The sequence below is a fragment of the Acinetobacter sp. GW821-FHT01C12 genome (genome assembly GCF_059422625.1).
Genome location: NZ_JBWKXD010000003.1, coordinates 383,497 through 409,344, shown reverse-complemented (window position 1 = coordinate 409,344; position 25,848 = coordinate 383,497). Strand labels below are relative to the sequence as shown.

General features: G+C 36.6%; 23 protein-coding genes. 12 read left to right on the top strand and 11 right to left on the bottom strand.

What is annotated here, in order from left to right:
- Positions 1 to 346 precede the first annotated feature (346 nt).
- Positions 347 to 574 carry a hypothetical protein gene (locus tag AC07WY_RS11100; protein WP_004722685.1) on the top strand — a complete coding sequence of 76 codons (228 nt, stop codon included), beginning with the start codon at positions 347 to 349 and terminating at the stop codon, positions 572 to 574.
- A 254-nt stretch (positions 575 to 828) separates the two neighbouring features.
- Here AC07WY_RS11100 and AC07WY_RS11095 read toward each other — a convergent pair whose 3' ends face one another.
- Positions 829 to 1,437, bottom strand: a complete 609-nt coding sequence (locus AC07WY_RS11095) for a glutathione S-transferase family protein (protein WP_494736369.1) — start codon at positions 1,435 to 1,437, stop codon at positions 829 to 831.
- Positions 1,438 to 1,897: 460 nt separating this feature from the next.
- Between AC07WY_RS11095 and AC07WY_RS11090 the strand changes: the two genes are divergently transcribed.
- Positions 1,898 to 2,239 carry a hypothetical protein gene (locus tag AC07WY_RS11090; protein ID WP_151801236.1) on the top strand — a complete coding sequence of 114 codons (342 nt, stop codon included), beginning with the start codon at positions 1,898 to 1,900 and terminating at the stop codon, positions 2,237 to 2,239.
- A gap of 183 nt (positions 2,240 to 2,422) precedes the next feature.
- On the opposite strand, the gene AC07WY_RS11085 is transcribed toward AC07WY_RS11090, so the two are convergent.
- On the bottom strand, positions 2,423 to 2,944 hold the full coding sequence (locus tag AC07WY_RS11085; RefSeq protein WP_004722691.1) for an acyl-CoA thioesterase: 522 nt from the start codon (positions 2,942 to 2,944) through the stop codon (positions 2,423 to 2,425).
- Positions 2,945 to 3,378: 434 nt separating this feature from the next.
- Positions 3,379 to 4,365 (bottom strand): patatin-like phospholipase family protein, encoded by a 987-nt coding sequence (locus AC07WY_RS11080; RefSeq protein ID WP_004819441.1) that lies wholly within the window; start codon positions 4,363 to 4,365, stop codon positions 3,379 to 3,381.
- A gap of 138 nt (positions 4,366 to 4,503) precedes the next feature.
- Between AC07WY_RS11080 and chrA the strand changes: the two genes are divergently transcribed.
- Positions 4,504 to 5,712, top strand: a complete 1,209-nt coding sequence (gene chrA, locus AC07WY_RS11075; protein ID WP_494736368.1) for a chromate efflux transporter — start codon at positions 4,504 to 4,506, stop codon at positions 5,710 to 5,712.
- A 37-nt stretch (positions 5,713 to 5,749) separates the two neighbouring features.
- Here chrA and gltS read toward each other — a convergent pair whose 3' ends face one another.
- Positions 5,750 to 6,985 (bottom strand): sodium/glutamate symporter, encoded by a 1,236-nt coding sequence (gene gltS, locus AC07WY_RS11070; RefSeq protein WP_004819437.1) that lies wholly within the window; start codon positions 6,983 to 6,985, stop codon positions 5,750 to 5,752.
- A 550-nt stretch (positions 6,986 to 7,535) separates the two neighbouring features.
- Positions 7,536 to 8,780, bottom strand: coding sequence for a DcaP family trimeric outer membrane transporter (locus AC07WY_RS11065; protein WP_034610928.1), 1,245 nt, complete (start codon positions 8,778 to 8,780; stop codon positions 7,536 to 7,538).
- Between the two features lie 418 nt (positions 8,781 to 9,198).
- Between AC07WY_RS11065 and AC07WY_RS11060 the strand changes: the two genes are divergently transcribed.
- The 6 genes from AC07WY_RS11060 to AC07WY_RS11035 all read left to right on the top strand — a co-directional run bounded on the left by AC07WY_RS11060 (position 9,199) and on the right by AC07WY_RS11035 (position 15,082).
- The gene (locus tag AC07WY_RS11060) at positions 9,199 to 9,903 is read left to right on the top strand and encodes a nitroreductase (RefSeq protein ID WP_262085209.1); all 705 of its coding nucleotides are present in this window, start codon (positions 9,199 to 9,201) and stop codon (positions 9,901 to 9,903) included.
- Positions 9,904 to 10,484: 581 nt separating this feature from the next.
- The gene (locus AC07WY_RS11055) at positions 10,485 to 11,378 is read left to right on the top strand and encodes a phosphoribosyltransferase family protein (protein WP_262085208.1); all 894 of its coding nucleotides are present in this window, start codon (positions 10,485 to 10,487) and stop codon (positions 11,376 to 11,378) included.
- A gap of 18 nt (positions 11,379 to 11,396) precedes the next feature.
- Positions 11,397 to 12,893 carry a nicotinate phosphoribosyltransferase gene (locus AC07WY_RS11050; protein ID WP_419334888.1) on the top strand — a complete coding sequence of 499 codons (1,497 nt, stop codon included), beginning with the start codon at positions 11,397 to 11,399 and terminating at the stop codon, positions 12,891 to 12,893.
- A gap of 164 nt (positions 12,894 to 13,057) precedes the next feature.
- The gene (ntrR, locus tag AC07WY_RS11045) at positions 13,058 to 13,798 is read left to right on the top strand and encodes an ADPR responsive transcriptional repressor NtrR (protein WP_494736367.1); all 741 of its coding nucleotides are present in this window, start codon (positions 13,058 to 13,060) and stop codon (positions 13,796 to 13,798) included.
- 31 nt (positions 13,799 to 13,829) lie between these two features.
- Complete coding sequence (locus tag AC07WY_RS11040; RefSeq protein ID WP_004722708.1) at positions 13,830 to 14,492, top strand: DUF2625 domain-containing protein; 663 nt, start codon at positions 13,830 to 13,832, stop codon at positions 14,490 to 14,492.
- Positions 14,493 to 14,509: 17 nt separating this feature from the next.
- The gene (locus AC07WY_RS11035; protein WP_494736366.1) at positions 14,510 to 15,082 is read left to right on the top strand and encodes a hypothetical protein; all 573 of its coding nucleotides are present in this window, start codon (positions 14,510 to 14,512) and stop codon (positions 15,080 to 15,082) included.
- 40 nt (positions 15,083 to 15,122) lie between these two features.
- On the opposite strand, the gene AC07WY_RS11030 is transcribed toward AC07WY_RS11035, so the two are convergent.
- Positions 15,123 to 15,752, bottom strand: coding sequence for a hypothetical protein (locus AC07WY_RS11030; RefSeq protein WP_494736365.1), 630 nt, complete (start codon positions 15,750 to 15,752; stop codon positions 15,123 to 15,125).
- A 106-nt stretch (positions 15,753 to 15,858) separates the two neighbouring features.
- On the opposite strand from AC07WY_RS11030, the gene AC07WY_RS11025 reads away from it, so the two are divergent.
- The 3 genes from AC07WY_RS11025 (at position 15,859) to AC07WY_RS11015 (ending at position 21,305) form a co-directional block, all read left to right on the top strand.
- Positions 15,859 to 16,236: a VOC family protein gene (locus tag AC07WY_RS11025; protein WP_262085201.1), complete on the top strand. Its 378-nt coding sequence runs from the start codon at positions 15,859 to 15,861 to the stop codon at positions 16,234 to 16,236.
- A gap of 209 nt (positions 16,237 to 16,445) precedes the next feature.
- Positions 16,446 to 17,699, top strand: a complete 1,254-nt coding sequence (locus AC07WY_RS11020) for an exonuclease SbcCD subunit D (RefSeq protein WP_494736364.1) — start codon at positions 16,446 to 16,448, stop codon at positions 17,697 to 17,699.
- A gap of 9 nt (positions 17,700 to 17,708) precedes the next feature.
- Positions 17,709 to 21,305 carry an AAA family ATPase gene (locus AC07WY_RS11015; RefSeq protein WP_494736363.1) on the top strand — a complete coding sequence of 1,199 codons (3,597 nt, stop codon included), beginning with the start codon at positions 17,709 to 17,711 and terminating at the stop codon, positions 21,303 to 21,305.
- A 17-nt stretch (positions 21,306 to 21,322) separates the two neighbouring features.
- Here the strand turns inward: AC07WY_RS11015 and AC07WY_RS11010 are convergent, their stop codons facing one another.
- The 5 genes from AC07WY_RS11010 to AC07WY_RS10990 form a co-directional block, all read right to left on the bottom strand.
- Positions 21,323 to 21,730 (bottom strand): hypothetical protein, encoded by a 408-nt coding sequence (locus AC07WY_RS11010; RefSeq protein ID WP_262085198.1) that lies wholly within the window; start codon positions 21,728 to 21,730, stop codon positions 21,323 to 21,325.
- A 56-nt stretch (positions 21,731 to 21,786) separates the two neighbouring features.
- Positions 21,787 to 22,539 (bottom strand): hypothetical protein, encoded by a 753-nt coding sequence (locus AC07WY_RS11005; RefSeq protein ID WP_494736362.1) that lies wholly within the window; start codon positions 22,537 to 22,539, stop codon positions 21,787 to 21,789.
- Between the two features lie 435 nt (positions 22,540 to 22,974).
- Positions 22,975 to 23,766, bottom strand: coding sequence for a hypothetical protein (locus AC07WY_RS11000; protein WP_494736361.1), 792 nt, complete (start codon positions 23,764 to 23,766; stop codon positions 22,975 to 22,977).
- 296 nt (positions 23,767 to 24,062) lie between these two features.
- Complete coding sequence (locus AC07WY_RS10995) at positions 24,063 to 24,866, bottom strand: thioesterase family protein (protein WP_494736360.1); 804 nt, start codon at positions 24,864 to 24,866, stop codon at positions 24,063 to 24,065.
- Positions 24,867 to 25,012: 146 nt separating this feature from the next.
- Positions 25,013 to 25,846, bottom strand: a complete 834-nt coding sequence (locus tag AC07WY_RS10990) for an undecaprenyl-diphosphate phosphatase (RefSeq protein WP_494736359.1) — start codon at positions 25,844 to 25,846, stop codon at positions 25,013 to 25,015.
- Positions 25,847 to 25,848: the final 2 nt, after the last annotated feature.

Here is a 25,848-nt window from a genome sequence, read left to right as displayed (position 1 = left end):
TTTTAAATTAAAATTACAAAAACAATCCAAAACTCCAATACCCCATTCATAAAAATTGCATCGTGAATGTTAATTGTAAGTAACCGTGCAGTCTATTTTTTAATCAACTTTTCATATTTACATACATTTTTACCTATTGGTAAAAGTCAATGAGTCACAAAAAAACAACATAATACAATGATTTGTTTTAAACATGTAAACCTGTCTGTTACGCTTTGTTGCTTAGGTTGCCCATTTTTTCATCTGCACTTAGCATGACACTACTCCCTGTGATCAGCAACGCATTTAACAACTGACGCTCTCACAGGTCGTTATACGATCAATTCAATGAATTAAGGATGCCAAAATGAAACTCGTTAAAACACTTTTAGCTACTACACTTGCTTTCACTGCTTTCTCAACTTTTGCTGCTACTGATACAGCTGCAACTGAAGCTGAACAAGTTGTTGTATCAACTCAAGAACAACCAGCTGCAGCTGAAGATACTCAAGCTGCTGGTCAACCTACAGCTCAACCTGCGACTGAAAGCGCTGCTGAAGCTCCAGCGACTTCTGCTCCTCAAGCAGGTCAATAAGATTTAATACTCCTCCCGAGTTAGCAATTGGGTTGTCTGAAAAGACGATCTGAATAAAAAGACTAGATCATGCTGCGATTTAGTCTTTTTATCTTTTCTGATGTTATTCACTTAAGCTGATGATCATAAATGTATTTTCAGCAGCTACTTTATCTGTAAAACAACCGATAATATTTAAATTGTCACTATTCCGAATCATCCAGATAAATTTAAAATCCATTTTTAAAACCATATTCATCCCTGAACAAACTCCGCTAAACGGCCTGAATCCAAGCTACATCTTTTACCGTATCACGCTGTTGAATCAACTGTATAAACGGCTTAAATTCGTCTAGATATGGCACAATTTTAAAAGAAATGGCGAAGATCAGCCAGTATGCTAAAAACAAATCTGCCGCAGAAATTTTATGCCCCAGCAAATAAGGATTTGCTTGCTTTAGCCCAATTTTAATAAAGTTATACATTGTTTCCTCTGTACCAAAGCCTAGACTTCTTCTCCGTTCCTGAATTTGTTCTGTTGAAATACCTAAGCTTTTAATATCCATAAACTCAGTCAAAGGTCCGTGGCAAAAGAATAACCATTTTAAATATTCTCCACGCTTGGGATCATTCAATGCGGGTGCGAAACCTTTCTCAATATATTTGTCTGCTAAATATGCAAAGATTGCAGGCGTCTCAGAAATGACAGAACCTTGATCCACTAAAAAAGGAATCTTAGCCATCGGATTCAATGCCAAATATTCAGGCTGATTCAAGTCTTTATAATCCACTTGAATAATTTCGACTTGATCTTCGATATCTAATTCTTTTAATAAAGGCAAAATGGTATTTCCACGAGAATGTGCATTGGTATAAAGTTTCATTGTTTTTAAATCCATTTTTTCGTGCTTTGAGTATAATCAAAATATCGCTAACTATGATTAATTTATATGCAAAAGCAAAGTGCTTCCTTTCTAAAAAATAAATAAAATAATTATCAATACCTTATGAAAAAATAAATTCCATCCTTTCATAAGGACTCTAAACTACAGAAAAGATTAAATGTGGTTTACCCACAGTATCGCGATTGATTCAAACCAATAATTTAGAATATTTTTTATATAAATTGCACTTTTAAAAAAATTTAAAGTCACCCAATAACTTCATTTTTCTGATCTTTAATCTTTAAGATAACTCGTACATACGCCCATTATGCCTCCTGAGTGCTTTTCTAATTCGAATTATTGAATAATTCAGCTATACTATTTTGCACTTAAATCAGTTTGTAAAATTGATAAATTTATAATTAAAACCTGACATATCAAGACTAACGAGGAATTTAAAATGTTAAAAAAACTGATCGGTTTAGGCATCATCAGCACCCTACTTGTTGCATGTAGCAAACCGTTACCGACAGATAAGCAAAACTACTCAGGCACGTGGCAAAGTGAGGATGGCAGTGTAAATTTGATGATTACACCTGAAGGCCGCGTTGAATATAGCAATAAACAACCTAATTCAAGTTCATCTGTATCTGCCCCAATTTCTAAATTTGAAGGCAATAACTTTAGTGCTGGCATTGGACCACTTTCAACTGAGTTTAAAGTTTCTCAAGCACCGCAACAAACTGCCAATGGGACATGGAGCATGACTGTAGATGGACGTGTTCTTAACAAAGTCAATTAAAAGTACTGCTCTGTCTTTATCAAATTTTTATGGTTTGAATTTATGTTTAAGCGTCTATACCTTAAGCTTAGTGCTGTCAAAAAGGTCGTATCACGCTGACTACATTTCATTTAAATTTTGAGACTATCTAATATTAATATCTAAAACTCCCCCTCATTGGCAACGAGGGGGCAATGCGATCAATTAACCATTTGAAGCTTTTTTATAGATACTGCAAGAAGGATGATGATTTTCTTGTAAACGTGCCACTTTACGTTGCTCAGCCGCTTCAAAACGACAGCGTTTCCAATCATTATCCAGATTTAAAGCTGGAATTTGCTGTGGCTTACCATTTTCATCTACGGCCACCATGGTGAAATAGCAACTGTTGGTATGACGTACTGTACGTTTTTGAATATTTTGTGCTTCAACACGAATCCCGATTTCCATGGAGGTACGACCAACATGGTTGACACTGGCAAGGAAGCTGACCATTTCACCCACATGAATAGGCTCTTTGAAATTCACTTTATCGACTGAAAGTGTCACAACATAGCTACCTGAATAACGACTTGCACATGCATAAGCGACTTGATCAAGCAACTTAAGGATGGTTCCACCGTGTACATTACCTGAAAAGTTTGCCATATCTGGGGTCATCAAAACGGACATGGTTAATTCTGACTGGTCATCTGTAGCTGGGATCATTTGATCTAATGGAGACATCGTATTCTAGACTCTATTTTGGCAGGAGATTTAAGTCTATTATTATATATCTTTTCAGCTAAAAAACATGTTTAATTCGGCAATTGACCATTCTCTCAATTTATGATTATGACTATAGTCATTTATTTGAGGTATATCTTATTGGTTTATCAATCATTTTCTATTTTTTACAATATTCGCGCTGCAATCTTGCCATATCTAAGTCTTTGCTGATCCGATAATTGGTGTTGAATTTGATAACAATGATCAATGTTTACAAGGATGATTCCAAGAATAGTATGGGATAGTGTCACAATTCTTACTTTTTACCCATAACAAATTTAATCATCATAGATTTAAATAAACAGATGACCGCTATAGCACATCATCCTTATTCAAATAATCATACAGTGATAAAAGTATAATATTTTTAAATCGATCTATTACGATTGATCTTAGTTTTGAACTTGATATTGCTGCTGAGCAGTTTCAAGACTTTTCTTACTGGCAATAACCACATCTAGATCATGCATACGTTGATTGGCAGCATCGATTCCGGCTTGCATGGTATCCTGACGGCCTTTTACATCAAAAATATGCGCTTTTTCGCGTAAATCTGGCTGAATCACAATATCTGCATTTTTTAATTCTTCTGCTGCTAATCGATTTTGCATGATATTGATATTTTGGTTAAACAGCCCCCAGACATTCGTGGTTTCAGTATTAACAGGTTGTGCCAATATATCCACTGCAATCACGATATCTGCACCTAATTCTTTGGCGATATTCACGGGTACTGGACTAACCAAACCACCGTCAACATATTCCTTACCTTTAATTTTGGTGGGAATAAACATGCTTGGAATAGATACAGAAGCTCTCACGGCTTGCCCAGTATTGCCATAATTAAAAATTGTTTTTTCACCATTTTGTAATTCTGTAGCAACCACATACATCGGGATTTTCATCTTTTCCAAAGGCATTTGATCGATTTGCTTATTGACATAATCCTCAACTTTTTGCCCGTCAAAAAAACCTTTCATCCCAATTTTAAAATCGCGTACATCACCCACTTTCATATTGAGTGCAATTTGACGTAATTGTTCAGGCGATTTCCCACTGGCATAAATTGAACCAACGATACTTCCCGCACTTGTTCCAACAATAAAATCAGGTTTAATACCATGTTGTTCCAGCACTTCGATTACACCAATGTGGGCATAACCACGCGCGCCCCCACTGCCTAAAACCAAAGCAATCACAGGCTTTTTCTTTGACAATTGTTTGTATTGATAAAAAGTATTGTCCAATCGTGAAGTGGCTTCTAAAACCTGTTGGGTTGCTAAGCTACTGGCTTGAGATTTTTTTTCGGGTGAATGTGCGCATGCAGTTAGCAATAAACCACAAAACAAAGCAGCTAAGGTTTTATTTAACAATGACATATACTCTCAGATCATGACACAATCTAAATTCGCATGTATCTAAGCATAATTTGCAATCATTTGCTGTTGTATTTATTTATTCTGTCATGATTTTCGATTAGATTATAAAAAATCAGTGTCTAAAATCATCCTAAAAATATGCCCACACTTTTTGAAATTTTTTGGATTTTTTTAAAATTAGGCTGTAGCAGCTTTGGTGGTCCAGCCGCACATTTAGTGTACTTTAAACAGGCTTTTGTAGAGAAAAAGCATTGGTTAAATGAGCAGCAATATGCTCAACTGCTTGCACTTACCCAACTACTCCCAGGCCCAAGTAGTAGTCAAATGGGTATGGCTATCGGCTATTTACAACATCGACATTTAGGTGCAATTGTGGCTTGGATTGGGTTTACCTTTCCTTCAGCCTTGCTAATGTTTGGCTTAGCACGATTCATTCAGCAACATCCAGTTTTTAATTTAACCTTATTTTCAACAATCCACTCGATCATCTTGGCGATTATTGTCTTTGCTTTTTTACAGATGTTTAAAAGCTATTGTAAAACCAAACTACATTTTGCCTTAATGCTTGTTAGTACTGGGTTGCTCCTGCTGTTTTCCAATGCTTGGATACAACTTGTGATTATTCTCGGTACTGGTTGTTTAGCCGTTTTAATGACGCGATTTGCATATATTCAAAAGGATTCAAATGATCTTGCTATCGAAAAACAGCATATAAATTTTAACACCTTACCAACCGCTCATCGTCCTCATTCAATCTGGTTGATTGGCTTTATTTCAATCTTTTTCGCCTTGTGCTTGGCAATGTTTTTTTCCAACAAGCTGTTCTTTCAAGCCAGTTTTAGTTTTTATAAAACAGGCGCTTTGGTCTTTGGTGGTGGCCATGTGGTTCTTCCTATGCTGCACCAAGACCTTGTCAATACAGGGCTAATCAGTAAACAAGATTTTGAATTAGGCTACACACTTGCGCAATTTATGCCAGGACCACTGTTTAGCTTTGCCAGTTATCTTGGTGCATATTTGCCCCTTACAGCTTTTCCCATTGTTAATGCTGCCATAACAACACTGTTGATCTTTCTACCTTCTTTTTTCTTTGTTTTTTTAGCTTTGCCTTACTGGTCTAAGCAACTTGAGAATCGTTATATTGAAAATTCTGTAATGCTCATCAATGCCGTAGTTGTTGGATTTATCCTGTCTGTGATCGTCCCCATGCTACAAAAAACCATGGGCAATCCATTAGATATTCTCACAGCCTGTTTAATGCTATTGAGTTTAAAACTTAAAATTTCAATTTTTATCAGTATTCCTAGCCTTTTATTTATTCATTATGCCTTGCTGAATTTCATTTAAAAAGCCAGTGATATCACTGGCTTTTTAAATCTAAAAATTAAGCGATAAATTTTAGAATTAATTGAATCACTGTTGCATTAATTAAGTCGACAAAAAAAGCACCACAAAGCGGAACAATCAAAAATGCTTTATGTGAAGGACCGTACATATTGGTAATAGCCTGCATATTTGCAACAGCTGTTGGTGTTGCACCCATACCAAAACCACAATGCCCTGCAGCCAATACCGCTGCATCGTAATTTTTCCCCATTACACGGAATGTCACGAAAGCAGCATATAAAGCCATCGTTAATGTTTGTGCACTCAGAATAATCACCAATGGGCCGGCTAAATCTGCTAACTGCCAAAGTTTTAATGAAAGTAAAGCCATCGCTAGATAAAGTGACAGTGCTGCATTACCAAACACATCGATCGCACGATCAAACATTTTAACTCTTAAAATGCCTTCAAGCACATTTCGAAGAATAACACCGCCAGCGAGCGCCCAAACAAATGTTGGCAGCTCAAACCATTGTCCTTTACTGTAACCTGTCATAAATTCAGCAAAAGCCAAACATGCTGCAAAAAGTCCCAATGTAGTAATCGCATTATCTGCAGTAATCAAACGGACTTGATGTGGATATTCAAAGGGAACATATTCACCAAGATCAGAAACGGCTTGCTGATTGGTCTCATCCACTTCTTTTTGTGTCTTTGGATTAGATAACTGATAACGGTTAATCAGGAGCTTGGCCAATGGACCACCAATGATTCCGCCAATGATTAATCCAAAGGTTGCACTTGCCATACCTAATGCTAATGCACCTTGAATACCATGCTGGGTTTCTAGAATCTCACCCCAAGCACCTGCTGTACCATGTCCACCTGTGAGGGTAATTGAACCCGCAATCAAACCAATCAGCGGGTCTAGACCCATGGCCGTTGCCAATCCAATCCCAACAAAGTCTTGTACGACAATAAATGAGGCAACACAAATTAAAAAAACGACTAAACCAAAACCGCCTTCTTTTAATTTTGCAAAATTTGCACTTAAACCAATTGAAGCGAAAAATACCAACATGAAACTGGTTTGTAATTCACTACTCGTGGTAATACTATAGCCCCAGAAATTATGGATGAGTAAAGATAAAATTGCGGCAACAAGTCCCCCAGCAACAGGTTCTGGAATATTATATTTACGGAGAAAATCAATCTTATTGACCAGGAAACGACCCAATAACAATACGATGACCGCTGCAATCAACGTATAGAAGGCATTAAAAGAAAATTCCATAAGTAATTGTCCATTCTTTGGCTAGATTTTTTTGTTGTATAGATATAGAAATGCTATTCCATAGTAACAGACTTAAAATCACTCAGATTTAGTGATTACCTAATTGCCTGATATATACAACAAAAAATTAAAATAAAACGCAGATTTTCAACATTGAAAATCAAAAAGGCTTATCGCGATAAATACATTAGCGATTAGATATAAACAGAATTGCAATGCTGCAAAAATTTAGAAAAGAAAATGGTCATGATGTTACTCCTATTATTGATAAAAGATCATTTCATCAAACAATGAGAAATACAGTCCTCATAAGTCATTCGCTTTACAAGAACAGGCCAAAACATGTCATTTATCTATACGATAATATGAACATACAAAAAAAAGTGGGTTAATTATGCATTTTTTTAAGCAAATGTCTTAAGTTTTTACAATATTATTCATTATTTGAAATGATATTGATTTGATGATTATTTTTGACATGAATACTCAGGCATTAAAAAACCGAGGATCATTCCTCGGCTTTTTGGATCAATAAATTTCTAAGTTGGAATTAGAAATTGTATTTCGCCATTAAACCTACACGGTTATCTTTATAAGATTGACCCGCGAAAGTTTCACGCTTACCGTTGATATACTCGATACCTAAATCAATCGGTTTCGCTGGAGAATAGATCACGTTTAACCAAGCTTGTTGAATTTTTTCATTTGCAGTTTGGTTTGCTTTGGCAAAATCTGTACCGTTGTCAGCAAATAATGCACCATACGCTAAAGTTGAACGTAAGTTAGGTAAGATTTTATATGTCCCACCCACTTGAAGCGCAGTGAATTCATTCTGTTCAATATCACCATTTACCACAGAATATGCATTGTTACTTCCGTATAAGTAGTTGCTATTACCAACCACATAAGATGCATCAGCAAAAAGTTTTAAAGGGTCAGCAACTTTAAAGTCTGTACCAACTGCAACACCCCAACCAGTCTTGTCTTTGCCAACATTGTTATCTTTATAGTTTTCCACTAAAACACGTGCAGATGCATTACCGTTGCCATCAGCATATGATTGTGTAATTTTACCTGTTAACACAGGAAGACTATATTTAACTGCTGTACCTGTAACTCCAGTACTATTACCCTCTTCAGCAGCAACTAATAATTTTGTAGTCGGTGCCAAATTGTATGCATAACGTACTTGTGGAATACGTGTAGTACCGCCACCTGCGTTAGTTGCAAAGTCAATCATTTCTGGCGCATGGCTAGATAGGAAGTTAGATGTTGTTTGACCAAATAACCAGTTGTTATAGGTTAAATAAGCATGACGAATACGAAGGTTTTCATTTACGCCATTACCTGCAAAGTCAACTTCAACTTTACCACCAACTTTAGCATCGCCTACTGGTGTATTAAAATCTAAACCGATTCGTGTTGTTTTTGCTGTAGCACGGAGTTTATCTTTCGCTTCGCCATTGGTTGAACTGATTTTGTTGAAGTCGTCATCACCGCCTTCAATGATATAGTTCGCATCACCACGAACAAAACCATAAATATTGATATCTGCACCAGACTTAGACTTTAAGCCAACTGAAGAAGAAGATGGCGCTGCTTGAACTTTAGATTCAACTAATCTTACTTGCTGCTGTTGCTGTTGAAGAAGTGCTTTTAATTCTTGAACTTCATTGCGTAATTGTTGAATCTCTTGACTGTCAGTAGCAGCTTGAGCTGTATTTACCATCAAAGCTGTTACTGTTAATGCTAAACTTTTGACGATCAATGACTTACGATTTGTGAATAGACTCATGAAATACTCCTAGCCTTATTTATGATGTGCATCCGTACAATTTGATCTTTTAACCCCAATACTTTGCTAAAAAATCAATTTTTCTTGTTTTCTTCAGTAGTTTCTCAAACACCACATAAAAAAAACTTTGCACATATATGCTTGCTATTAAATTATGAAAGCGTTGAAACTAAGTTAAAACCCAAAAGTAACAATTTGTGTATAATTCTTACACCTTTGTAATCTAGCGTAACTCAACCCCTTTATTAAATCAGTTTTATCGAATAATACTTTAATTTCAATTCTTTTTTCAGATTAGTATTTCTATAATCATTATATAATCTAAGGCTTAGCTAAAATTTCAAAAAATGAATATAACGCCTCTACGACTATCGTATATAGTCTATTTGATGAAAAATTAGACCAATAAAGGACTTTTATGCTTTTAGAACAGGTTCAAGTGATAGATCAAGCAATTACAAGCCGTCATTCAGTACGTGCATTTTTGGATAAACCTATCGATTTATCTATTATTAAAGATATTTTAAAAGTTGCCTGTCGTGCGCCATCAGGAGCAAATACCCAACCGTGGAAAGTATATGTCGTCACTGGTAACAAACGGCAAGAAATGATTGACCGTGTATGTGCTGCTCAAATCGAATTATTTACCCGACCAGAACTTGCCGAACAGCATACTGCGAGCTTTTCATACTACCCAACCACTTGGATTTCACCATTTATTGATCGTCGTCGTGAAAATGGTTGGGGGCTGTATGGGCTTTTGGCGATTCAAAAAAGCGAAAAAGAAAAAATGGCGGCACAACATTTAAGAAATTATCAGCTTTTTGATGCACCTGTTGTGCTGTATTTTACTGTAAATAAAATCATGGGAACTGGCGCTAAAATGGATATTTCCATGATGGTGCAAAATGTCATGATTGCAGCCAAAGCTCGCGGTATAGACAGTTGTCCTCAAGCTGCTTGGAATCATTTTCATCGTATTGTCTTAGAGGTACTCAATGCGCCTGATGATGAGGAGTTAGTCTGTGCTGTTGTATTGGGCTATGCCGATCCAGATCATATTGTAAATACATTTATTACCCCGCGTGAACCTATAGAAAACTTTACCGTGTTCTTGGATTAGAGCGACTTTATTTAACTGCCTTCAATAATTTAAATCATTTTAAAATATTTTTATTCGGCTTCTTTCAAAAGCCCTTTTTAAAACTGAGTTCAACATAAAAGTTCCTCATCCTAAACTTCCCTAAAGGTGGAGAAGGAACTTTCAATACCAATATGATTTACTCCACATAAGCATTTTTTGATTTTTAAAAAATCTCTTGTTCTCTATCTGTTGAACAAGAATATTTCAACGACTGAATCATATCCCCTAACTTGTTAAAGTGCATATTTCTTATAGTAAGGACTTTTTATCGTAGCTGTCTTTATATAGCTATCGTCTTTTAGTGATCCCCTGCTTTTTCTTACATAATAAATGTCTAGGGATTTAAACCTGTTAAATCTGGAATGATAGACAGCATTAAAAATCAGCACGCTCTCACACACTAAATATTACAATACAAAACAATTACTTAAATAAAAATCCATTCAAAAAGCATCTAAAACTCAGATTTGTAAACTTTTGTGAAGTAATATTGATAATTAAATAGGCTTTATGACACTATATATGTATTGGCTATAAGCCACCTTATAGGTATAAGCAACATGTCTATCCAAGTCAAAGATTCAAACAACAATATTATCCCTATTCAAAATATTCAGTTTGCGGGTGGTGAACGACATGTTCAAATTTCAGCAGATACGTTAAAAACGTTGAAAGGGCAAATTCAGATTCAAGCCAAAATCAGTAATACGCAAGATTTGATGGATTACTTGTTAATCGAAAATGTATTACTCAATCAAGGTTTAGAAATTGATTTAGAAATCCCCTATTTTCCATACGCACGCCAAGATCGAATCTGTGCGATGGGACAGGCATTCTCATTAGAACTGATGACAAAATTATTAAATATCAATACTGAACAATTTCCACAACAACGTAAATCAATCAAAGTTTGGGATGCACATAGTTGTGTTACTGAAAAGCTTTTAAATGAAAACACCCATTTTTTTGAAATTGAGAATGTTCAACCAAGTGAAATCATTCTGCAAAATTCAAAGTTACAAGACATTTTAATTGCTCAAGACACCGTTTTAATCTGTCCAGATGCAGGTGCAAAACAACGGACTAAAACGATTGCCAAGGTCATCAATAGCTTAAGAGATCACGAAATCGAAATGGTCTACTGTGAAAAAAACCGTGATGCCGTCACAGGAAAAATTCAGAATGCTCAAGTCAATGCAACTGATTTAACGGGCAAAACAGCTGTGATCACAGACGATATTTGTGATGGTGGTGCAACTTTTATTGGTATTGCACAAGAGTTAAAAAAATTAAATTGCCAACATGTGATTTTGTATGTAACTCACGGGATCTTTAGTAAAGGTATGCACGTATTTGAAGGCTTGGTTGATCAAATTTTTACCACGACGAGCTTTCCACAAACTGAACACCCAAATCTAAACGTCATTTCATTTAGTCGTTTCAATTCATTTTAATTATTTTGGAGAATAAGAATGAGCTTAAAAATCAATCCACTGAATGCAATCGACTTTTATAAAGCAGATCACAGACGCCAGTACCCTGTTGGCACAGAATATGTTTATGCCAATTTCACCCCACGTTCTTCTCGTTTAGCAAAAATGTTGCCTGGCTTCGACGATAAAATCGTGTTCTTTGGCTTACAAGGCTTTATCAAACACTTTTTGATTGAGACTTGGAATGAAGGTTTTTTCCAACAAGATAAGGCAAAAGTCATTGCTAGATATAAACGTAGAATGGATAACGCATTGGGTGACGGCGCAGTACCAGTCGATCATATCGAAGCTTTATATGACTTAGGCTATTTACCAATCCGAATCAAGGCGCTAGAAGAAGGCAGTCGTGTCAATATAAAAGTACCTGTACTCACTATTGTAAATACCCTACCTGAGTTCTTTTGGTTAACCAACTACTTAGAAACAGTACTCAGTGCTGAATTATGGAAAAGTTGTACGACAGCAACGATTGCATTTGAATACAAACGCTTACTGACAGCATATGCGATTAAAACAGGTGCACCTTTAGACTTCGTTGCTGTACAAGGCCATGATTTTAGTAGTCGCGGCATGAGTGGGATTTATGATGCCACACAAAATGGTGTAGGACATTTAACCAGCTTTATCGGTACAGACGCAGTTTCAGCGATTGATTATGCAGAAGAATATTACGATGCAGACGGCATTGTAGGTGTTTCAGTTCCAGCAACCGAACATAGTGTGATGTGTATGGGCAGTGAAGACAACGAAATTGAAACTTTTAGACGTTTAATCACTGAGCTTTATCCATCAGGTGTGGTCAGTATCGTATCGGATACTTGGGATTTTTGGCGAGTGATTACAGAATTTACTGTGGAGCTAAAAGATGAAATTCTAGCTCGTCAGCCAAATGCTTTAGGTTTGGCTAAATTGGTTTTTCGTCCTGACTCTGGTGATCCTGTAAAAATCATTTGCGGTGACCCTGAAGCTGAAATGGGCAGTCCAGCTTATAAAGGCGCTGTGCAATGTTTATGGGAAATCTTTGGCGGAACCGAAACAGATCAAGGCTATAAAGTTTTAAATGAGCGTGTTGGTTTGATTTATGGTGACTCGATTACTTTGGAACGTGCTTTAAATATTGTTCAAGGGCTGGAAGCGAAGGGCTATGCTTCAAATAATCTGGTCTTTGGCATCGGTAGTTATACTTATAACTATTTAACGCGTGACACATTTGGTTTTGCAGTTAAAGCCACTTGGGGACAAGTCAACGGTGTTCCACGTGAATTGTTTAAAGATCCGATCACTGATTCTGGTATAAAGAAATCTGCTAAAGGTTTACTTCGTGTAGAAAAAACTGAAGATGGATTTGTGTTATTTGATCAGCAAACCATGGAACAAGAGCAACAAGGTGAGTTAAAAACGGTGTTTGAAAATGGGCAATTGATTCGAGCGTGTCGATTGAATGAAATTCGGGAGCGATTGGCAAATCAGTTATAACAACCATTTGTAGAAACCTTGCTTTTATAGCAAGGTTTCTACGCTTAGGCTGCGCCATTGTCCATCTCATTCTTGCTAAACATATTTTCTACTTGGCGAATCTCTTCCACCCTGCAATAATCCAACACAATCCGTTACTTTAATAAAATTAAGCGAGCCTTACAGTGACCTTTAACTCCGAACAGGAATTTCTATCTAACTATAATAAAAAGGACTATGAATCCCCATTACTTACAGTGGATATGGCGATTTTTTCTGTTGATGCGGGTCAACTACAGGTTTTATTGATTAAACGTTCTAATTTCCCACAAAAAGATAAATGGGCACTCCCAGGTGGTTTTGTCGATTTGTCTAAAGATCAAGATTTGATGACAACAGCACATCGTAAATTGGTTGAAAAAACTGGACTTCAATCACCGCATTTGGAACAAGTTGCAACGGTTGGCAATGCAACACGTGATCCTCGTGGATGGGCTGTAACAGCTTTATATTTTGCCCTGATTGATTTCAAAGCATTCCAACAGATTGCCACTGAACAAAATGAATATAGCAAGTGGATTTCAATTGCTGAAGCAAAAAAATTAGACTTGGCTTTTGATCATTTACAGCTTTTAGATATGGCTGTTGACCGTTTAAGCAGTAAGGCGCGTTATACAGCCTTACCCGTCAGTTTGATGCCAAAATTGTTTACTTTGACTGAGCTACAGCAGATTTATGAAATTATTTTGGGACAAAGCTTAGAGAAGAAGTCATTTAGACGGCGTATGATTGAAGCTGGCGCAGTTGAGGAAACAGACCAAACTAAAATTGCGGGCAAACGCCCTGCTCAATTGTATAAGTTTGCACTACAAAATTATGATTTCCATTTTCCTCGAATTTTAGAGTACCCGAGGGAAACCACTTAAGCGCTTTGTATTATTTGGATAACAGCAAACAATGAAAACTTTAGAACAATTAATCAATATTGAAGATTCAGGCTGGATATTGGTACAAGAATGGATGACTCAAGCCACCAACCATATTGAAGTTTTACCCAAGAACAAATTAAGAGCTGAACAAGAGTTACTGAGCATTCAAGTCACAACTCGTTCACCTATGGGTTCAATTATTTATGAAACAGGTGGAATACTGATTGATCATGGATGGTTGAGAATTTTAGCTTCAGGACATCCAAAATTAGATCGTGGTATTACTGAATGGAATCATCATAAAACGTTTCATCAATCTGATCTAGAACTAACCTATCTACTGATTGCTGATGATGTTTTAGGAGGTTACTTTGCTATCAATAATGGAAAATTAGGTGAAGCAATTGGAAAGATTTACTATTTTGCCCCAGATACATTGGTATGGGAAAATCTTGATGTGAGCTATTCAGAATTTTTGACTTGGGCATTCAATGGAGATATTGCTCAGTTTTATCAAGTATTCCGTTGGCAAAACTGGCAGACAGATCTTCAAAGTCTCAATGGCAACCAAGTCTTTAGTTTTATGCCCATGTTATTTACCAAAGAAGGTAAGGATATCGAACAAGTGGATAAAAAAATTATTCCTATTTCTGAGAGTTATGATTTTCATTTTGCACCGACTTTAAAATAACTGAGAGCAGCAAATCCGTGAGCAATCATCTAAAGTTAATCCGAGCTTTTCCTAAAGCTCTATTAGATGATGTTTTAGTAATATCAAAATACTTAGAAAGTAAAAAAATAAAAATTCATGAAAGCTCTCAATGCGAAGTGTTGATTCATCAAGAACATATCGTTGTACCATCAAGGATCTATATAACTCAGTTACAATATATTGAGTTTCATAATTTTTCTTTAATACAACGTCAAATTCTATGGTGTATTCTTACTCGCCATCACAATGGTTTTGTTCGGCAAAGAGCGCTCGAAAGACTCCTTAAAACTGACCTTATAAGTTTTATGATCCCTTTCATTTTTCAGTTATTGGGTGAATATGTTCAAGAAATTTTAGAGGCCATTGAACCGATTCTAGATGCAAATAATCAAGGGCTTTTTGCAGCATTTATGCTGCAAAATCCCAAATATGACCAAACGACTCAAAGTAGAATTGTCAGCTATTGGAATGAGTATTATCGAATTAAATATCCAAATTTTAACGATTTTATTGGTTATAAAATTTTAAATAAGCTTAAAAGTTTTGTCTTAACTTATCGACATCACTAAATTACTTCACATCGACTTCTAACAGCCGTTTCGATTTCATTTATTGATTTCCAAAAATAACGACATAAGTCCCTATTTGTATTTTTTCCTCTAAACAACAAACCAGTTTTTCTAAAAAACTCATCACTTTGCTATCGTTAAAATGCAGATCTTTAATTTTTAAGATAATGTCTTGTATGGCATTTTGATCAAAATAGTTATCTGAACAAGGATCAAAACTACACTCAAATTCATTTCTCAGTGGGCTAAACAATGGAAATAAAGATCTAAATATTTTAATGACATAAGCAAAATCATCTTGCGGAATAAAATAAGTTCTATTGCGTTTATTTTGTATGCTCTCTAAGTTTTCATCTTCTGCCCAAATAAAGAAACCCACTTTATCAACATATTTTGGATTTTCATCTATGCTTAATTTGATTGTTCGCTGATTAAATTCATTAATTTTTTGAATGATTTTTTCAAGATTGTGATGATATCTCGGATCATCATAATATTCTTGTGCAAGCTCCGCCTCACAATCTGTTGCTGCACAAATTTTTTCAATATTCTGCTGATGATAAACTTGTATGCAATGTGCTAGCTCATCATATTGTTTTAATAAAGCGCAAGCATCTGCGATTGAAATGGTAATTTTTGCGCGTAATTCATGTAATTTTTCTTTATCCATAACACATCACTTTTAATTGCCTCATTCTTTCATTTTCAATATTTATACATCACAACTTTGTAAACTCTATTATCTTAATCAAAACATTTAAAATTGGACAATAACAATGAACGCACTAAGCTACTTTGAAATTCAGTCTTCAAACCCTGAACGTGAAGTTAAATTTTATCATGAAGTTTTCGGTTGGAAATTTAGCAAAATTGAAGGTCTACCCATTCAATATTTTCAAATTGAAACAGCCAACATACATGGTGGCTTATTGGAGCGTCCAGCTCAAACACCACCTACCCATTGCGGAACCAATGCCTTTACCTGTTCCTTTGAAGTTGAAGATTTTGATACAACTGCTGAAAAAATTTTAGCTTTAGGTGGTCAAGTAGCAATGGAGAAATTTGCTATTCCCAATAAATGTTGGCAAGGTTATTTTTTAGATGCAGATCATAATACCTTTGGATTAGTCCAAGTTGATCCCAATGCAAAATAAGTTTGATTGATTAAAAATCTAAATGAATGTTTGAGAAAAACCTGTCTATATTGGGCTGCATGAAACAGTTGAAATTAAAAGATAGTGAAAAATTTTTAAGAATTTTTATAAAAAATACAGATCATATTAAGTGATTAAGGCCTTACAGCTGATTTAAGCATTCAATTTGTGCTACCTTAATTTTAAATTCTGTAAGGCTTATCCAACTAATGACTGTACGCTTTCTTCATACTTCAGACTGGCATCTGGGACAATTCTTCTATAACCATTCTCGCCAGTATGAACATGAGCAATTTTTAGCGTGGTTATTAGCCCAAATCAAAGAAAAACAGCCCCATGCCCTATTAATTGCAGGCGATATATTCGATGTCATCAATCCTGCATCTGCTGCGCAAAAACAACTCTATCAATTCCTAGCCAATGCACATCAGCTTGCTCCACATATGCAAACCTTAATGATTGCAGGTAATCATGATTCAGGTTATCGCATTGAACAAGTTGAGCCCCTGCTTGAAAAATATCACGCTAAAACAGTCGGTGTGATTCATAAAAACGAGCTTGGTCAAATTGATTTAGATCGTTTACTGATTCCAATTTATGATGAACAAAAAAATATTATTGCTTGGTGTCTAAGTTTACCATTTCTGCGCCCAGCCGAAATCACTGGCTTTAATGAACAAACCAATAACAGTCAAAATGCCATTGCCTATTTACATCAACAGGTGATTTCTGAAGCACGAAAAAGAAAGACAGATAATCAAGCACTCATTCTAATGTCACATGCCCATATGCAAGGTGGAGAAACCTCTGATTCTGAACGGCCTATTATCATTGGCAATGAGGAAGCACTTTCTACCACATTGTTTGAAGATAGCATTGATTATGTTGCACTCGGGCATTTACATAAACCGCAAAAAGTTGGTCAGGAACATATCCGTTATAGTGGTTCACCTATTCCCTTATCCTTTAGTGAAATCAACTATAAACACCAAATTGTCGATGTTAATATTGACCCGCTTAAAACAGATGAGTCACGGGTTTCATTTGAAAGTATATTTATTCCCCGTAGTGTACAACTGCATAAAATTAAAGGGGAATTGAATGAAGTTTTAGCCAAATTAAAGGCCTTAGCAAGCGGTGAAATTGAAAATATTGATCAGCGTGAATATGTCGATATTGAATACCACACCGATGTTCCACCTCCGCCCAATTTGCGTCAACAATTTGAAGATGCCTTACCCAAAAGCCGTTACCGCTTAGTTCGCATATCAAGACAATACTTCGCATCAGAAAAAAATAGCGATGAAATTACTTCAATCAATTTAGAACCACCGACACCAGAAAAACTCTTTCAACAACTTTGGGAAAAAAATGGCTATACCAATGATGATGCGGTCTTGAAAGACTTTTTAAGCTTATTACAAGAAGCCGAAAAAACGCTTGAAAATGAACATGACGCATAGGAGTTTGCCGTGAAAATTTTATCTATACGACTCAAAAATCTCGCATCTCTTTCTGGTGAACATTTTATAGATTTTGAATCTGAACCTTTAGCTTCAGCAGGTTTAGTGGCGATTGTTGGAAAAACAGGGGCAGGAAAATCAACTATTTTGGATGCCATGTGCCTTGCTCTGTTTAATAAAATCCCACGTTTAAAAGACAGTGATGGTAAATTACAGGATGTTGATGGCTCTGAACTTTTAACCAACTCACCACTGACTGTACTACGCCGCGGGACCGCACACGGCTTTGCTGAATTATGTTTTGTGGCACAAGACCAAAAGCATTATTTGGCACGCTGGGAACTTAAACGTTCCCGTGAAAAAGCAGATGGAAAACTACAAAGTGTCCAACGCTATTTAAAATGCTTAACCGATGGAACAGTAGTAGCAGATAAAGCCAAAGCCGTTGAATCAGCGATTTATAAAATTACCCAACTGAGTTTTGAGCAATTTACCCGTGCAGTTCTTTTGGCACAATCCGAAGTCACAGCCTTTTTAAAAGCACGTGACAATGAACGTGGTGAATTACTTGAGTATTTAACCAATTCATCCATTTTTGGAAAAGTCGGCCAATTGGCCTATGAAAAAACCAAATTGGTGGCATCAAAACGTAAGGAATTGGAAAATCTTCTCGGCCATATTGAACTTCTCTCTGAGGAAGATGCCGCTGAATTACACATACAATTCCAACACATCAATCGAGACTATAAAAAGCTTGAAGATGAAAAATCGCAACTTGAAAAACAACAGCAATGGTTTGAGCGTAAACAAAAACTGAATGATGAAATTGTCGTTAAGCAACAGTTGCTTGATACACAATTACAAACGCAACAAGGCTTAATCCCTGAGCGTGAACGTTTAAATCGTTTAGAAATATTCTCAGAAATTCGCTCTAGTATTTTTCAAAAGCAACAACTGATAAAAACAGAACAGCAACTCGCACCACAAATTCAAAAACAACAACAGCTTTTTGATACATTACAAGTTCAATTTGACACTGAACAGACCCGTTTTCTCCAAACTGAAAGTGCTTTAACTGTTCAGCAAAATTTCGAAAACACCCATCGTGAGTCTTTGAGTGAAGTACGGAAATGTATTCAGGAACGGGATTTTATTGGGGTCGAATTTAAGAAAATTCAGACCAGATTAAATGATTTAGAATCGTCTAAAACCCCACTACTCAATCAACAACAACAACTTGAACATCATATTCAGCAGATTACAGAAAAACGAAATATTTTAGATCAGCAACTTGCAGACACTCAGCAGTTCTCAAGTTTAGATAAAGGTTTAACTGCACATGTGCAACAGTTAACTCAATTTATTCAGCACTATCAATCTATTGAAAATCAATTAGGAAATGTATCTCAGGCTGAAACGAGGTTAATTGAGCAAAAAACACAATTACAAGACTCAATTCATCAATTTGGAACTGCGGAGCAACTTGAAACTCAGCTTGAACAAACGCGCCAACAACGTGAATTTAAACTGAGCCAACTCAACCAATTGGCGACGTTACAACAAAAATTAGCCCAGTTTTTTGAATTAAAGATTGAATCTCAGCAGCTTAATGACCGATTGAAACGTTGCTCAGCGCAATTTCAACAACTTGAAAAAACCACAATACAGACTGAACAAGATTTCCAAACGGCAAAACAAGCCCGTTTAAAACTGCAAGAGGTTTTACAACAACAACGCTTATTACATGCTGAAAATGTAGAACATTTAAGAGCTGAATTAATAGATGGTCAAGCTTGTGTTGTTTGTGGAAGCACAACTCATCCCTATCATCTTGATGATTCTGCTGTATCTAAAGTACTGTTTGAGTTACAACAGCAACAGGAACAACAAGCCACGCTCAAAGAACAAGAAACCTTTAACCTTTGGCAAGCGGCTCAACAAGACTTGACCAAATTGAGTGTCGAACAGCAACAGCTTAAGACCACTCTTCAAAATGTGACTGAAAAAATAAACGTCATACAACAGCTGTGTATTGAACAAGGTCAATCAGCCCAAATCCCGCTGAACTTAACTCAGACACAATCTGAAATTAAGCAACAATTGGAGCAACTTACCCAGCAATATCAGTTTGATATTCAACAATTGGAAGCACAATCTAAGCAATGGATTCAAAGCATCAAAATTCAGCAACAATTAACTCAAAGCATTCAACACACTGAACATCTATTGCAAAATGCCAATAACCTACACAATCAAGTGCAGCATATTGTCCGTTGCTTAGCTGAGCGTGAAAAAAATGCATGGCAACAGTACAGTATCACCACAGCACAACATATCTTGAGCCAATTAAATACGCGTACACAACAGCTTGAACAGCTTGAGTTATTGTCGAAACAGCATGATCAATATCTACAGCAACTCAATACAGCTCAACTCAATATAGCGAATGCAACCAAACAAATTTCTGAAACTGCCCATAGCTTGAACGAGATAAAACTGAAAGGGCAACAAAACACAGAATTGGCAAATCAACTCATTCAAAATATGACAGGATTAACCGAAGTTAAACCGAATGAATGGTTAACGCAGTATGACCATGACTATCAGAAAATTCAGACACTTTACCAACAACAGAAGCAAAGCTTTAATCAATTACGTAATCAATTTGAGCAAGAAAAAAGTCAGCTCGAACAACTCACAGCCCAGCAACAACACAATCAGAATAACCTCAATCTAGTGAATCAGGATATTCAGCAATGGCTCACTCAACATCCAGCTTTTCAGCCTGATGATTTTGAGCACTTGGCTCAAATCACGGCGGTACAAGAACAACAGATTCGCCAACAACTGCAACACGCTGAACGAATGTTAAATGAGGCCAACTCAGCACTTAACACCATACAAGAGCAATTAATCGAACATAAGCTCCATCAACCCGATATTGATTTTGAACAGCTACAACAATTGATTTTGGATAATGTGAATGCTTTAAAAACCCAATTTGAAATCCGCGATCAGTTAAAACTCAAACTTGAATTGCATCAGCAAAATGTTGCTAAGCAAAAGCAATTTGCTGATCAGATTCAACAAGTACAACAGGAAGAACATCGCTGGGGCAAAATTTCAGGCTTAATGGGAGATGCAACTGGTAAGAAATTCCGTGATTATGCACAACAGTATAATCTGGATATTTTACTCGAACACGCCAACCAACAATTGGCGATGTTGTCTCAACGTTATACCTTAAAGCGGTTAGATAACTCACTTAGTCTTGCCATCATTGACCATGATATGGACGGTGAAACCCGTTCTGTTGCCTCACTTTCAGGGGGTGAGTCATTCTTGACTGCCCTTGCCTTGTCTTTGGCAATTGCCAATATGGCATCAGGTTCGATGAAAATTGAATCTCTCTTTATCGATGAAGGTTTTGGAACATTGGATGCATCTTCTTTACATATGGTCATGAATGCATTAGATCAATTGCAGAATCAAGGGCGTAAAGTTGTATTGATTTCACATATACAGGAAATGCATGAACGTATTCCTGTGCAAATTCAGGTACGTCCTTTAGGGGCGGGTGCAAGTATGATTGAAGTGGTGAGTTAGTGTTTAACTCACACTTCTTAATTTAAATTTTTATCGTATTCTGCTTGTATCTTATCGCAATAAGGTTTCATTGCAGTCACTGAATTTTTAAAACCATTCAAAGCTTCATCAAATGTACGCTGATCTTCAGCAAACTCTTGATCGAATTGCTCTTTATACTTTTGATTATTCAACAGCATTTTAACGATTTGCTGTTGATGAACACATCTCCTATGTGCGCTCATTATATTATCATCTTGAGCCGTATTCGCAATTGGATCCATGAGAGATGCAACAAGGGATTCAAAAACCTCCTTAAACGCTTGATAAGTCTTTTGCTCTGAAACAATCGCTTTGTTCAGCTCAGGATTTGCACTTGTATTTTCATGAATTAAAGATGTAACCAATAAACATAGAATCGATAGTAAATATTTAATATTTTTCATTATTCTTCCAAACAATTAAAAAAGAAGTGCTTATAAGCACTTCTTTACTTTATTCTTTATCGATCTGCGGGAAATGCATTTGGTGGAGGTGCATATTTATTCACAGGTTTAGCCTCATCTTCTGGTGCTTCCAACTCATATAAAACCGTACCAATTACACCAGCATTCTGAATGGAACCATTCTCTGAGTTCGCAGCATACGCATCTTTAGGCTTACTAAAAGTAAAGGAAGCAACAGCAGATTCACTCTTACGGAAACCTTCAATTTTCAAAGAATCATGTGCATGTAAGACATAACCAGAATTACTTCGAGACGCCTCACTACCATCAATAACATCTACACCATCAACACTGGCAACCACTTCAAAAGTTTTCGCTGTGTTATTTTCATACTGAAGTTGATAGCTTTGCCCTTCACGCCCTGACAAATAATAGCTTTGTCCAACACGATACATGGGAATTCGGTTTCCACGATCATCTACAACAGAAAAACTCACTTTTCCTGCAGCAATAGAAATTGAATTGACCGTTTTACCTTTGTAGTTCTTATCTGCATATTGCACGATTGTTTCAGCAAGAGGTGAATCAGATTTACGCTTTAACTGCACCTCAGTCACATGGGAATCAATTTCATCGCCCCACTTTGTGCCTAACTTTTCATCAGCTGCAACTTGATTGTTGGCTGCTTCAGCAGCATCTGCACTGGTCGCTTCGGTTTGGGATTGTGATGCGCTTTCATCTGATTTTTTCGAACATGCAGCTAGAAAAATACACAACAAAAGGCAGAGAAATATATTTATATTTTTCATTATAAAACCTATTTTAAAGTTTATAAGTAACGTTAAGGGGGGCTGTTGACACTTCTTCTATGTCTGCGACAACGAGTGTTTTTTAGGCGATACTAGGCACGAAATACGAAATTTAGCCACTCTAAATGAGTAGTTCGTAACAACGTAGTGGCAAAAAACACTCTAGTCCCAAAGGGTTGTGGCTAAAATTATCTCAGTCTGCGTTATGAAACTTGAAAATAGTCTTGTTATTCTCTTCTTTTCATGCCTTGCCTGCTCAATTTTAGCCTACAACGCAAACTATTTATGAAGTGTCAGCAGCCCCCTATTATCAAAGTCATAATATCGTAGCTGTTTTGACTGCGCTATTTTTAAATTATTGCAATTGTGTAACATTATAACATCTCAAAAAATGAGAGGGATAATGTGATCCCTCTCACTTCTTAATATTTTTAATTAATCCGCAGGAAAGGCATTTGGTGCAGGCGCATAAGTATCCTTAGATTTTTTGGGTAGATCGTATTTAGGGGCTTTTAACTCATACACCACTGTACCAATCACACCAGTATTTTGAATAGAACCACTGGCAGAGTTAGCAGCATAGGCATCATTTGGTTTACTAAAAATAAATGAAGCTACAGATGAATTACTCTTTCTAAAACCTTCAATCGCAAATGAGCTATATGGTCTTAACACATAACCACTATTTGAACGTGATGCTTTACTTCCATTTAAAACATCTAGGCCATCGACACTTGCAACAACTTCAAAGGTTTGGCTACTGGTATTGGCATAACGCAATTGATAGCTTTGTCCATCACGGGCAGAGAGATAATAACGCTCGCCATCACGATATAGCGGTAAAATTCGCCCACGATCATCCACAACAGAAAAGCTAATTTTTCCAGCGGCTAAAGAAATGCTGTTAATACTGCGTCCTGAAAATTGCTTACTGGCATAACGAATTTGAGTTTCATCAATAGGGCTACTACTTAAACGTTTTAAATCAACTTGAGTCACATATGAGCTTACGTCATCTCCCCATTTCGTTCCCAAACGCTCTTCTGACTTTACTCGATTTTGGTTGGAAATAGGCGCTGGTGCAGCCTTAGCTGTTGCTGAGCTAGGTGATGGTGCAGATTCGATTTCTTGTGAAGTAGCATCCTGCGTTGAAGAATATTTTGCAGTACTACAAGCGCTGATTAAAGCACAAAGACATAACCATAATAATAGCTTGGATTTATACATATTCTATTTCCAGTTTTTAAATCTTATTCAAATCAGTATAGTCAAATTGACGATCATATTACATCTAGAATTGTTGAGTATATTTTAAAAAAGTTAACTGAATAGTTTGCCTTAAAGTAAATTCCAAATGCTTAAACGGATACTCATCAGCTTCATTTTACCTGCACATAGAATTGTTTTTTATAGTGATTTATCTTAGCCAATGTGAAAAACATACTTATTTCTTAAAAGAATAAATATCAACACAAATCAAAAAACTGTATGTAGAAATACATTTTTTGATTTCATACCAGCAACTACTCAGCGTGTACAGGTCTTAGTGTTAAAATCTGTTCACTACGTCCGAATGGTCCATAAATATCATGTAAGACGGAACTGGTTAAACCAATACCATCTTCACCATACTGTTGTACGGTTTCTAAACCTAACCATTGACCTTGGGGCAAACGATATAAATGAATTTGTAAATCTAAGTTTGGAAAGCCCCAATTAAAAGGAGGTGTTTGTCTCGCCACGACACCATTTGCAGTATCGACCATTCCCATTAACTTCACAAATGCCGATGTCGGTTGACCTTCAACCATATCCAAAGTATTGCTAAGCCATACAATACCAGCTCCCTGTCGACGTTGCTCAGTCCTTGCTTCAATCGAATGAATATATCCACCAGGCCACTGACGTATTTCATGCCAAATCGGTAGCTGTTCAGGCGTTCCAATAGATTGATCCTCTAAACCTGCAACACTTTGACTATTGCTGGTCATCATGCGCCAAGTTCTCGCCACAATACTTATTTTACCTTGTGTGACCATTTCGGATTCAATCAGTTCAATGGTCTTGCCAGCTCGAATTACTTTTGTCCGAATATAAAATTCGCCACCCGCAATTAATCCAAGAATATCTAAACTTATACGACCAATTCGAACATCATTTCGAGGTGAAAAATGCTCTAATTCAGCACAAATAACCCCTGTCGCTGGTGCCATATGTTGCTCATGCGCATTCCAAGCCCCTTGAGCATGATGTGTCGATTGATAATGTGCAGTCACTACACCCTGTTTATCGATTTGACGCTGAATCAATTGATAATATGCAGACATAAACTTCCCTATCACTCTTAAAAATCATTCGCTATACATATAATCCCGCATTATTTTTGTACTCGACTTAAACAAAGAAGTCTAATACTAATAGGAAAAATGACCCATAGCGTTCAATATTTTCATACTGGATTGAACGCTTAGATTTAACCAATGAGTAAAACGACACCAGAGAAAACCAGACAATAAATACCAAAGAAATGCCAACGACCATGTTCAAGCCAACTCGATAGCCATTTTAAAGCAACAAGACCTGCAATAAAGCTAAACAGCATCCCAAACATACTGGGTAAAAGCAGTTGAGCTAAATGGATATTTTGAAAATTCTCGGCATGTAGCAATCGATAAAGCTCTTTTACAATCACCGCTGGGGTTAACACCACTGCCAAGGCAAAACTAAACTCTTCCGCTTTTTGGCGAGCAACACCTAAAAATAATCCTGTTGAAATTGTTGCACCTGAACGTGAAAAACCACGAAACGGCAAGCATAAAGCCTGAACAGCGCCAATCCATGCCGCACTTTTCATCGTCACATCACCAACCTGTCCACGATCTAATCGAGAGGATATAATAATCAATACACCAGCAGAAGCTAAAGCAGCAGCCATTAATTTTGAGTTGCTAAACAATTGCTCAATTTCAAAGTGGCTTGCCCCAGCAAAAAAAACATGTTTGATCATCGATTGCAGTGCCAATCCGAGTACGCCCGTGATGCCTGTTGCAACAATCACAAACCATGCTTGTTTTTTAAAGCGATCCCATGACGAAAAATAGGTTGTGCGCCAAGACTTCCAAAAATACACAATGACCGCAAACATGGTTCCTGTATGTAGCATTACCAATAAAAACGTCATATCAGGCGCTGATGGGTCAAAACCCATCAATTTTTCAGCCACAATCACATGTGCTGAACTTGATACAGGCAGCAGTTCTGCAAACCCTTGTATGATCGCAAGAATAAATACATGAAAAATAGTCATCA